Raw genomic sequence first — 12,087 nt, forward strand, 5'->3', positions numbered from 1 at the left:
CGAGTTAATTAATCTTTAGCTTGTAATAGTGTATAGTATTATTAGCAAAGATTACCTAATAAGCCAGGTTAATATAAATGGGATTTTTAAAAGATATTGCTGAGCGTAAACAATTTAAACGATATATGTTGGATGCTTGGCAACAATATTCTACGTTAAAGTCTTTAATACGAGAGCCTTTAATTTTAGTAGATATTCGTACAGGACGTATTATTGAGGTTAATGCACCTTTTGAAAGGATATTAGGCTGGTCTATCAAACAAGTAGTAGGCGTGCCAATTGCTGAGTTAGGTATATGGAAAGAATCTGCAAGAAATAAAATAGTTAAATTAATTCTAAAAAAACGTTCCGTTAAGCTAACAGATATTCAGTTAACGAGTATAGATGGCGATATTTTAACGGGTGAATTGTGTGCCAAAATAGTTCGTCTAAATGGAGGATTAGCGGTTTTAGCTACCTTTTATTATAGTCACAGTTTGATGACTGTAGAAAAGTTTTTTAATGTTAATGAAAGAGAGTTTTCCTCTGCATTTGATCCTACCACAGATGTCGTGACTGTTTCTGATTTTAAAACAGCTCAATATATTAAGGGAAATGAAGCACTTAAAAATCTTTTAGGGTATCAACAAGCAGATTTATTGAAGCAAACGGAATTTGATATTGGGGTATGGGCTTCTGTTGAAGAGCGAACAGATTTTCTAAAGAAAGTACAAGAAGAAGGACCTCAGTTACTAGAAACGGCTTTATATCGTCAAGAAGTAGGCTATATGCCTATTAAGTTTGTGGTAGATATTCTAAGTGCGGATAAAAAATATGTGATGATGGTTGGGCATGATGTTACCAATTTGCGTAAAGCAGAGCGTCGTGCTATACATCTGGCTTATCATGATCCTTTAACTAATTTACCTAATCGTAGCTTATTGTATGAGCGTTTAGAGCAGCAAATTAAATTGGTGCAACGTTATAATTTGCATGCTGCTTTGTTGTTCTTAGATTTAGACCATTTTAAAAATATTAATGATTCCATTGGGCATCCTATTGGTGATGCTGTTTTAAAGATCGTAACCACACGTTTAAAAGCTAGTATCCGTACCAATGACACTGTTTCTCGAGTAGGCGGAGATGAGTTTATTATTCTACTTACTCGTTTAGAGGGAGATTTTAATGAGGTAGAAAGGCAAGTATTAATGACTGCTGAGCGGATTAGGGAAATCTTATCTGAACCTATGTTGATTGATGCATACCGTCTACAAATTTCAACCAGTATTGGTGTAACTATTATCCCTGAGCATGGTGTTAATAGTTCTGAACTGATTAAAAGAGCTGATATCGCGTTATACAAAGCTAAAGAACTTGGCAGAAATATGATTGCTACGTTCCGTAGTTCTATGCAGTCAGCTGTAGTGCAGCGTATGCGAATCGAAGCAAAAATGCGCCAAGCTTTGCAAAATAAAGAGTTTAAGCTTTGTTTTCATCCACAAGTTTTCTCAAGAACACATGAAATTACAGGTGCTGAGGCGCTTATACGATGGGTTCAAGGTAAAGATGTCTTTTCACCTAAGCATTTTATTAATATTCTCGAAGAAACTCAGTTGATTATTGAGGTAGGGGAATGGATCATTTTAGAAGCTTGTCGTCTCTATGCAAAATTAATGGACAATAAAGCTATTTCATTATTGGATTTTAAGTTCTGTGTTAATGTAAGCCCTAAACAAATACAGCACGAAGATTTTTATGGACTTATTGAGCGTGCTTTAAAACAATATAATATTCCTAAAAGAGCAATTACTTTAGAAGTAACAGAGGGTATTGTTATTCAGGAAACTAATAATACTATTGAAAAAATGTATGCGTTAAGAAAGTTGGGTGTTAACTTTGCCATTGATGATTTTGGTACAGGATACTCATCATTATCTTATCTAAAGAAATTGCCTATTGATATGTTAAAAATTGATAAAGCTTTTGTTGATACGATCACCACGGATATCCATGATTCAGGCATAGTGAGTGCTATTATTACCATGGCTAATAGTTTAGATTTTGAGGTAATTGCAGAAGGTGTGGAAACAGTTGATCAATTATCAATTTTAGAGGAAAAAGGATGTTACTTATACCAAGGCTATCTATTTAGCAAGCCTTTAACATTCGATTCATTACAGGCTTTGCTCGTAGCGCAAAGTAGTCGACAAATTTGATAATAAATTCTGCCATTTATAAATTGGAAAGAGTACAATAATTGACTTTATTTGAGGTATTTTGATTGGTTGTAGTAAAGGATATATGTTGTCTATTTCAAGGCTCCCCCAGAAAACATCAGGTTTTACACTATTAGAAATATTATTAGTAATTACTATTATCAGTATAGTAGTTGCAGGTATTGCTTTTTGGGTATTAAATTTTACTAGTGTTGGTAGTAAATTACTAAATAAGCAAGATGTTCAAATAGTCGATACTGCTCCTAAAACAGTAGATATTCCTATAAAAAATACAGGGCAAATCGTTATTAATTTAACAGATGAACCTTTGCAAATATTGCCTGTAGATGAAAAATTACTATTTGCTTTTGATAAAGATATAAAAATAGGTACAGAATGGCCTACAGGGAATGCTGGTTTATTAGTAAAAAGTTATGATGGAATTCAAGTAGAATTAATAGGTTATAACTATTTAAAAGCAAATAGGCAAGTGGCTAATAGTGGTTATGCTGCATTAAAAGATTTAGATACTAATTCAGATAATATACTTGATGAGTTTGATATAGATTTTACTAATTTATATGTTTGGTTGGATACTAATCAAAATGGTGTTGTTGATAGGGATGAATTACACAGTCTTCAAAAATTAGGTATTAAGTCTCTTAATATTGCTTCTGTGGTTAATAAAAATATAAGAGTTAATAAAAGTATTATTACGAAACAGGGGCAGTTTATACAAGAGGATGGTTCTAAAGGTAGTTTTGTGGAGATAAACCTTTTCCAAGATCCTTATTACAGAGAGTTTACTGATAAAATAGCTGTTTCTGAAAATGCTAAAAAACTGCCTAATATAAAAGCTTCTGGTTATGTAAGAGATTTACAAGAGGCGGTGACCCTTAATCCTGATTTATATCCTGTAATAGTTGATTATTTCGCTATTGATTTAGCAGATAGAAGATTTAATCAAATGGATCAGATTATATTCGAATGGTCGAAAACATTAAAAAATCCTTACCTAGAGAGTCGTTTGAAAAGTATCTCAACACCAAAATTTGATATTAGATTAGGCAAAGATTTACAGTTTGATAAATATACTGATATAGCATTGGATAATCAGAAAATAGTCGCTGGACTGATGGCAATAGAAGCATTTACAGGACAACGTCAGCTACACTTTTTTAAAACAGAAGTGTTAAATAGTCTCACACAAACGTGGGAATTAAATTTAATCATTAGTTTCGAAAATCAAGTAATAATGAGCCAGACGATTTCGGCTAATCCAGATGGTACTAAAAAACAAGTATTACTTTCTAGTGACATGTTGAGTTTTACACCTGAACAAAGATTAATTATTCGTAAAAAATATGATATGGTTGTGGAGAACTTGTACAAAAAGCTGCAAGAGCTACAAGGGGATACTAAACAAAATATTGCTCAATTAGATGATCCATCTGATCAACAATGGGTAGATAAAAGCCTGCAAGAACAAATTAACACTGGGCAGTATTTTAGAAAGCCACAGAAAGTGATTGATTATCCACGTAGGCGGCATATGTCAGAATGTGTAAAGCCAGGCAATATTATTGATCAGCAAGTTAGAGATTGTGCAGCAGGAAAAATTTCTAAAACTTGGTAATAAGCAACTTACACTAATGGTTAATCTCTTTTAGGAAACTTTACAGGTTAAAGTGTGACAAACCTAATATAGTTTTTATTAATAAAAGAGAGAATGACAATGGCTACTAAATTAGTTGCTGATATTTTGGTGGAAACATTAGAACAAGTAGGTGTTAAGTCGGTTTGGGGAGTTCCAGGGGATTCACTTAATGCCATAACCGAAAACCTTAGAAAACGTAACCAAATCAAGTGGCAAGGAGTGCGTCATGAAGAGGCAGCCGCTTTTGCAGCTAGTGCATATGCTGATGCAACTAATCAATTAGGTGTCTGTGTTGGATCCTGTGGGCCAGGTAATTTACATTTAATTAATGGTTTATTTGAAGCACAACGAATGAATGCGCCTGTATTAGCCATTGCTGCACAAATTCCCAGTAGTGAGTTAGGACTAGGTTATTTTCAAGAAACTCATCCTGAATCTTTATTTAAAGATTGTAGTGATTACTGTGAGTTAATTTCAAGTGCTGAACAATTACCAAGAGTATTAGAAACTGCCATACGATCAGCTTTAACTAGGCGTAGCGTGTCAGTTATTGTTTTGCCTGGTGATGTGGCGTTTAGCGAGGCTCCTGTGCAGAAAGCGCAATGGTCTACACCTATCTTACCGATTGTCGTACCTCCACAACAAGAAATAGAGCAATTAGCGGAATTATTAAATCATACTAAAAATATTACAATTCTTTGTGGTTATGGTTGCCGTAATGCACATAGTCAGGTTGTTGCTTTAGCTAAAAAACTTAAAGCACCTGTAGTACATGCATTAAGAGGTAAGTCATTTGTAGAGTATGATAATCCTTTTGATGTGGGAATGACGGGGCTTATTGGTTTTTCATCTGGTTATCATGCTTTGAAAGAATGTGATTTTTTATTAATGTTGGGTAGTAATTTTCCTTACCGTAATTTTTATCCTGAACATGGTAATGTTGTGCAAATTGATTTAAGAGGGGAGCATTTAGGTAGAAGAACCCCATTGCTTAAAGGTTTGGTGGGTGATATATCATCTACCCTCGATTTATTATTAGCTAAGTTAACTGAGCAAACAGATGATAGTTTTCTGGTGAAAGCGTTAGAGCATTATCAAAAAGCGCGTCAATCATTAGATGAGCTAGCGACGCCTAATGCAGAAGATAGGCCATTACATCCGCAATATTTAGCGGCAAGAGTATCTGAACTAGCTAGTGAAGATGCTATATTTACTGCTGATGTAGGGACGCCTACGGTGTGGGCTGCACGTTACCTAAAAATGAATGGTAAACGTTATTTAACTGGTTCTTTCTCTCATGGTTCAATGGCTAATGCCACACCACAAGCAATGGGTTTACAAGCAGCTTTTCCTAATCGGCAGGTAATAGCTTTGGCAGGTGATGGTGGTTTATCGATGTTATTAGGCGAGTTATCAACCTTAGCATTGGAAAAATTACCTGTAAAAGTAATTGTTTTTAATAATAGATCATTAGGCTTTGTAGCCATGGAGATGAAAGCTGCAGGGTTGATGGATGATGTTACTCATCTTAATAGTCCAAATTTTGCTGCTGTAGCCGAAGCTTGTGGTGTAAAGGGTTTTCAGGTAACATCTTCAAACCAATTGGATAGCACATTGAAAGAGGCTTTCGCGTATAATGGGCCTGTGGTTGTAGATGTGCATACAGAAACACAAGAATTATCGATTCCACCTAAAATTAATTTACAACAAGCTAAAGGATTTAGTCTTTATATGTTAAGGGCTATTTTAAATGGGCGAGGTGATGAAATTAGAGAATTGATAAAAACAAATTTATTTAGAGCGAAATAATTAAAGCTTATCTGTTGTAAAAAGAGAAGGTTATATATGGCTAACAAGCGTCCTTTATATATTCAATATTCAGGTCCAGGCTTACTGGAAACTCCTTTGTTAAATAAATCCAGTGCTTTTACCCGTGAAGAGCGTCGTGATTTTAATTTAACAGGTTTATTACCTTACACGATGGAAACGATCGAGGAGCAAGTAGTACGTGCTTATGATCAATATAATTTGTGTAATAATGATTTAGAGCGTCATATTTATTTGCGTTCTATTCAAGATGATAACGAAACATTATTTTTCCGTTTAGTACAAGATCATCTTGAAGAAATGCTACCTATCATTTATACCCCAACGGTAGGACAAGCATGTCAGGAGTTTTCGAAAATTTATCGTAATCACCGTGGTATCTTTGTTAGCTATCCTGATAAAGATAATATTGATGATATTTTACATAGTGCGACTAAAAAAAATGTCAAAATCATTGTAGTAAGTGATTGTGAACGTATTTTAGGATTAGGTGACCAAGGGGTAGGTGGTATGGGTATCCCCATTGGTAAGCTATCACTTTATACTGCTTGTGGTGGTATTAGCCCTGCTTATACATTACCTATTGTATTAGATGTGGGTACTAATAACCCTGATTTGTTAAATGATCCTATGTATATGGGGTGGCGTCATGAACGTATTTCTGGTGATGAATACTATGAGTTTGTTGATTTATTTATTCAAGCGGTAAAACGTCGTTGGCCTCGTGTTCTACTACAGTTTGAAGACTTTGCGCAGCATACGGCTTTACCTTTATTAGAAAAATACAAAGACCAAGTTTGTTGTTTTAATGATGATATTCAAGGTACAGCAGCGGTTGCAGTAGGAACCTTGTTGGCTGCTTGTAAAGCGAAAGGTGAAAAATTATCAGATCAAGTAGTTACCTTTTTGGGGGCTGGTTCAGCGGGCTGTGGTATTGCAGAGCAAATCGTTCGTGCTATGGTACTAGAGGGATTAACTGAAGAGCTAGCAAGGCAACGAGTATTTATGGTGGATCGTTGGGGTTTGATCACTGATGAAATGACTGAGCTACCAAATTTTCAGCAACGTTTATCACAAAAAAGAGAGCATATTAAAGATTGGCAAGTCGTGGGTGAAGGTAAAGATATTTCTTTATTAGAAACTATACAAAATGCTAAACCGACTATATTAATTGGGGTATCTGCACAGCGTGGTTTATTTACTGAGGAAGTAATTAAAACTATGCATAGCCATTGTGCTAAACCTTTGATTATGCCGTTATCTAATCCTACCTCAAAGGTTGAAGCAACACCTAAAGAAATCTTGACTTGGACAAATGGTGAAGCATTAGTTGCAACAGGTAGCCCTTTTAGCCCAGTACATATTAATGATAAAGAGATCGCTATTGCTCAATGTAATAACTCTTATATTTTCCCTGGTGTGGGTTTAGGTGTTCTAGCTGCACGTGCCAAACGAGTGACTGAGACCATGATGATGGTTGCTGCTGATACTTTAGCTGCTTGCTCGCCTATTGTGCTAACAGGCGAGGGTGCTATTTTACCAGCCATGAGTGATATTCAAGAGGTGAGTAAAAAGATTGCTTTTGCAGTGGCTAAGCAAGCACAAAAAGATGGGGTTGCTTTAGAGATTACTGATGAGCAAATTAAGCAATCAATTGAGATGAATTTCTGGAAACCAGAATATCGTAATTATCGTCGAGCCTCACTGTAAAGATAGGTAATTGAATAAAAAAGGCTCAATGATTTATTGAGCCTTTTTTTATTTATCATTAAATGGTTAGCGTTTTCTTTTTAGTAAGTAAACGCCAATAATGATACATACTATACTTGGTGTAATGGCAGCGAGTAGTGGCGGAAAGTTAAATACTAAACTAGCTGGTCCTAATAAATCATGAACGATTTTAAAGACAAAGCCAATGGTTACACCAATAAAGATACGTTGTCCCATTGTAACACTACGTAGTGGCCCAAAAATAAAGGATATTGCCAACAATACCAAGGCTAATGTTTTAATAGGCTGTAGTAGTTTTTCCCAAAATTTTAGCCAATAGTTATCATTATTTAATTCTTGATCTTCTAAATAATGGATATATTTCCATAAGCCAGCAATTGATAAATTAGAAGGATTGCTGTTAATAGTAGTGAGCAATTCTGGAGTGATATCAATAGGGGTAACTTTTTCTTGAATACTTGCTATATCGCAACTAGGGGTAGGCGTTAACCAAGTTTCAGATGTATGTTGTATATTTTTTGTATGGTCATCATTAAAACAGGTTGTTACACTGTCTTTTAGTTGCCATTCATTATCTTCGAAAATAGCTTGTTTTGCATAACTCGCATATTTTATTTGTTGATTGTCTATATAATAACGAGTTACGCCAAATAAAAGCCCATTAGGTTGTACACTATTGATACGTATGTATTCATGGCCTTGTCGATGCCAAGTACCTTTTAATAAAGTTTGTTCTATAACTTGTTGATCAATATTATAACTAATAGCTAATTCTTTGTTGGCTATCGCTTTAGTTTCCGTTTTTGGAATAATGTATTCACCTATTAATACACTAGCAATCATAATAATAAATACAGGCTTCATTACTGCGTAAACAATGCGTCCTGTAGACATGCCAGCGGCTCGCATAATAGTTAGCTCACTACGGCTGGCCAATGTTCCTAAGCCAATAAGACTTCCAACTAGGGCAGCCATTGGCAGATTATCATATAACCTACGCGGTGCTGTTAGTGCTACATATTGTAAAGCTTGCAGTATGCCATAGTTATTTTTAAAGTCGTTTACTTGGTCAACTAAGGCAAATAAAGAAGCTAGGCAAATAATAATAAAGATAATAATAAGTATACTATTTAAAATACTGCTAGCAATATAGCGTTCTAGGCGATTTCCTATCATATGCCTACTCCTTGAGGTTTACGAAATTTGATTTTAATCGTATCCCAATATAATAGAATTAGAGCAATGCTTAGGAAGATAAAATGAATAACCCAGAAAAACCAGATTGATAACTTGCCCTTATCCATTTGCCCTCTTGCTGCAATGAGTAAGCCTAGGTATAGCATATAAAGGAAAATAGCGGGAATGAGTTTAAAAAACCTGCCCTGCCGAGGATTCACTTTTGCTAAAGGTACGGCGAGCATAGCAATAATTATCACCAATATAGGCATTGAAAACCGCCAATTTAATTCAACACGATCTTCTAATTTATCGCTTTTAATTAATTCAGTAGTTGTTAAAGCATTTGATTTTAGATCAACATTAATTTCAGGTTTCGGTAGTAAGATGCCATATATTTTATATTCTGTAACGCGGTAATCTGCTTGCCCAGGATTACCATCATAGCGATAACCATCTTTTAAAATAAGATAACGGGAATTATCTGGTTGTATTTCAATTTGTCCTGTTTTTGCAGATAGTACATTAATAGTAGTGTGATCATTAGAATCTTTTTTTGTGTCCATTTGAGAAATAAAAATATTATTTAAGTGTTTTTTATCATTAGACATCGATTCAGTATAGGTCACACGATAAGTTTTTGTATTACCATCTGACTTTTCAAAAGATTGGAAATGACCAGGAATTAAGGTACTAAACTCTGTCATTGAATCTTGAGTTTTAACAAGCTCTCTAAATTTGTTCATACCTGCTGGGCCTAAGCTGAAGCACAGCCAAATAACAATCAGAGTAATAATAGCGGTAGGTAACAGGGTATAAGCAAATATTTTACGAATACTAATACCTGAGCTAGTGAGAATTACCATTTCACTATCAAGATACATACGTCCATAGGCTAATAAAATACCTAAGAAAAGACCTAATGGTAAAATTAGGTATAGAAAATCAGGTAATCTGTACCACATGATCCAAAGTAGAATACTAGGGTCTATACCACCTTGAGCCGCATCTTTTAAATAGTTTGTAAAGCGACCACTCATAATAATGATGAGTAACACAGAGCTAATGGCAGATAAGGTCACTAGGATTTCACGAGTAAGATAACGTAAAACAATCAAGCTAAATGACTCCAATAAGTCAAATGATATTTAGGTTAGAAAATACTAATCTCTCATTATCCTAAAAAAACATTGGTTTGTCTTGATAAATTTTAAACAGAACAGCAAGAATAAAAGAAAAATGATTATTAATTATTATGTGAATTAACATTGTTTATCTATAAGTGATGTAACTAGTTAATTTAATAGTATTTAAGTTACTATATATTAACAAAGTTGTATAAAGCGATAAAGCTATCAAGCCTTATCACCTCTTAGTTGTTGTACTTTTTCTTGTAGTAACTGTCGGGTTACATGTTCTGCTGGAATAGCTTTATCAGCTATGATAGTGATAGGTGCTCCGAAACTTCTTAATATTTTTCGTTTGGGATTACGGCTAAATGATGTTTCCCAAAGTCCTTGAATAGCCAAAGGAACGACGGGGACAGGTGTTTCTTTAATAATCTTTTCAATACCTGCCTTGAACTCAGCAATTTCGCCGTCAGTTGTGAGTTTTCCTTCAGGGAAAATACAAACTAGTTGTCCTTTTTGTAACGCTTTGGCTATTTCAATAAAAGCTTTTTCAAAAACTTGTTTATCTTCTCGATAGCCTGCTATTGGGATAGCATTGGCCTTACGAAAAGCAAATTTAACAATAGGCATATTGAAAATTTTATAATGCATTACAAAGCAAATAGGCCGCTTAATAGCTCCACCAATCAATAGTGCATCTACATAAGAAATATGATTAGAAACAATAACACAGCTACCTAGTTCAGGGATATTATCTAATCCTTTATGAGATACCTTATAAACAGAGTGGGAAGTTAGCCACATCATAAAACGTAATGTAAATTCAGGAACGATATTAAAAATATATGCATTAACAGCAATATTCATTAAGCCTACGACTAAAAAAAGTTGAGGTATGCTTAACCCTGCAATGCTAAGTAGTACGATGGCAACTATAGAGGCAAGCACCATAAATAAAGCATTTAATATATTATTGGATGCAATAACTCTGGCACGTTCTTCATTAGCAGAACGAGATTGTATGATGGCATAAAGAGGTACAATATAAAAACCACCAAATAAACCAATACCAAAAATATCTACTAAAATAAACCAAGTTTGTGGTTGTGCAAGCAGTGTAGACCAAGTATTGCTAATACCTCCAACCATTGGAAAGGTATAGGAGTGCCACCAAAGTAAAATACTAAAAACAGTCAGACCAATTGAGCCAAAGGGCACTAAACCAATTTCTATTTTATGACCTGAAAGTTTTTCACAAAGAATTGAGCCTAAAGCAATTGAAACGGAAAACACGATGAGAATAAGGGTGTAAGCGCTAGGATCACCATTCAGTATTTTTTCGGCATAGTTTGGCATTTGGGTAATGTAGATAGTCCCTAAAAACCAGAACCATGAGTTACCTAAAATAGAGCGAGAAACAGCAGGCGTTTGATTAAAACCCAGTTGCATGGTTTTCCATGTTTGAGAGAATACATTGAAACTGACTTTAAGATCAGGCATCGCAGCAGGGCTATGGAGGATTTTTCTACTAGCAAGATAGCCTAAGATAGCAACCACTAGCACACAAAAACTAATATAGTAGGCATAAGGGCCATCACCTGTCATCAAAACGCCTGCTAATAGAGTACCTGTTAAAATAGCTAAAAAAGTACCCATTTCAACTAATGCATTGCCACCAATAAGTTCAGAATCATTTAAATGTTGCGGCAAAATAGAGTATTTAACAGGGCCAAATAATGCAGATTGAACACCCATAGCAAATAAAACAATAAGCATCAGCACAAAACTGCTTAGAAAAAGCCCTACAGCGCCTATTACCATGGTTATTATTTCAGCTATTTTTATTCTTCTAATCAGCAGTGATTTCTCATATTTTTCACCCAATTGTCCACCTAAGGCTGAAAATAAGAAAAAGGGCAGAATAAATACAATGGCACAAATATTAACTAATAAATCTTTATCTATTGAGCCACCATTAAATAAGCCAGTAATAACTTGTTGATCTAAAAAATTACTAAAGGTTAATTTGTAAATAATGGCAAGTACTAGTGCTTGTTTAAATACATTATCATTAAAAGCACCAGCCAATTGACTAATAAAAAAGGGAAGATAACGACGTTCCTTTAACAACGTAAACTGCGAATGTTCAGACATTAAGAATTCCTATCAAATATTGTTCTTCACCTAATTATTGTTACTGAAAAATAATCCTCTGTAAATTAAAACGATAGTTTTAATTATGAGAAGATTTATATACAAACAGTTATGTTTATATGTTTAAAAAGCAGATTATAATTTAATTAATATAATCTAGCTAAGAAAGTTATTATTTAAGGATGTTAGCTAAATTTACTTGGTCATATTATAACAG

At 34.4% G+C, this 12,087-nt stretch carries 7 protein-coding genes; 4 read left to right on the plus strand and 3 right to left on the minus strand.

Translation table 11 applies throughout. The features are described 5' to 3' along the window. Positions 1-77 precede the first annotated feature (77 nt). From JHT90_RS05140 to JHT90_RS05155, 4 genes are all read left to right on the plus strand, one after another. The gene (locus JHT90_RS05140) at positions 78-2,195 is read left to right on the plus strand and encodes an EAL domain-containing protein (protein WP_201094868.1); all 2,118 of its coding nucleotides are present in this window, start codon (positions 78-80) and stop codon (positions 2,193-2,195) included. An 85-nt stretch (positions 2,196-2,280) separates the two neighbouring features. Further along, positions 2,281-3,831, plus strand: coding sequence for a type II secretion system protein (locus JHT90_RS05145; RefSeq protein ID WP_201094870.1), 1,551 nt, complete (start codon positions 2,281-2,283; stop codon positions 3,829-3,831). Between the two features lie 99 nt (positions 3,832-3,930). Continuing rightward, positions 3,931-5,661, plus strand: coding sequence for a ubiquinone-dependent pyruvate dehydrogenase (poxB, locus tag JHT90_RS05150; protein WP_201094872.1), 1,731 nt, complete (start codon positions 3,931-3,933; stop codon positions 5,659-5,661). Between the two features lie 36 nt (positions 5,662-5,697). Beyond that, on the plus strand, positions 5,698-7,389 hold the full coding sequence (locus JHT90_RS05155) for an NAD-dependent malic enzyme (RefSeq protein ID WP_201094874.1): 1,692 nt from the start codon (positions 5,698-5,700) through the stop codon (positions 7,387-7,389). Positions 7,390-7,455: 66 nt separating this feature from the next. Here the strand turns inward: JHT90_RS05155 and lptG are convergent, their stop codons facing one another. From lptG to JHT90_RS05170, 3 genes are all read right to left on the minus strand, one after another. Continuing rightward, entirely contained in the window at positions 7,456-8,586 is a 1,131-nt protein-coding gene (gene lptG, locus JHT90_RS05160; RefSeq protein WP_201094875.1) for an LPS export ABC transporter permease LptG, read from the minus strand. Then, on the minus strand, positions 8,583-9,704 hold the full coding sequence (gene lptF / locus JHT90_RS05165) for an LPS export ABC transporter permease LptF (RefSeq protein ID WP_201094877.1): 1,122 nt from the start codon (positions 9,702-9,704) through the stop codon (positions 8,583-8,585). Before lptF ends, lptG begins: the two co-directional genes overlap by 4 nt. A 237-nt stretch (positions 9,705-9,941) precedes the next feature. Next, positions 9,942-11,870 carry an MFS transporter gene (locus JHT90_RS05170; RefSeq protein ID WP_201094878.1) on the minus strand — a complete coding sequence of 643 codons (1,929 nt, stop codon included), beginning with the start codon at positions 11,868-11,870 and terminating at the stop codon, positions 9,942-9,944. Positions 11,871-12,087 lie beyond the last annotated feature (217 nt).

The sequence above is a fragment of the Entomomonas asaccharolytica genome (assembly GCF_016653615.1).
GTDB classification, from domain to species: domain Bacteria; phylum Pseudomonadota; class Gammaproteobacteria; order Pseudomonadales; family Pseudomonadaceae; genus Entomomonas; species Entomomonas asaccharolytica.

Excerpts from the sequence above, each read along its gene's own strand:
- JHT90_RS05140 (WP_201094868.1), top strand. The coding sequence starts at position 78 with ATGGGATTTTTAAAAGATATTGCTGAGCGTAAACAATTTAAACGATAT.
- JHT90_RS05145 (WP_201094870.1), top strand. The coding sequence starts at position 2,281 with ATGTTGTCTATTTCAAGGCTCCCCCAGAAAACATCAGGTTTTACACTA.
- poxB (WP_201094872.1), top strand. The coding sequence starts at position 3,931 with ATGGCTACTAAATTAGTTGCTGATATTTTGGTGGAAACATTAGAACAA.
- JHT90_RS05155 (WP_201094874.1), top strand. The coding sequence starts at position 5,698 with ATGGCTAACAAGCGTCCTTTATATATTCAATATTCAGGTCCAGGCTTA.
- lptG (WP_201094875.1), bottom strand. The coding sequence starts at position 8,586 with ATGATAGGAAATCGCCTAGAACGCTATATTGCTAGCAGTATTTTAAAT.
- JHT90_RS05170 (WP_201094878.1), bottom strand. The coding sequence starts at position 11,870 with ATGTCTGAACATTCGCAGTTTACGTTGTTAAAGGAACGTCGTTATCTT.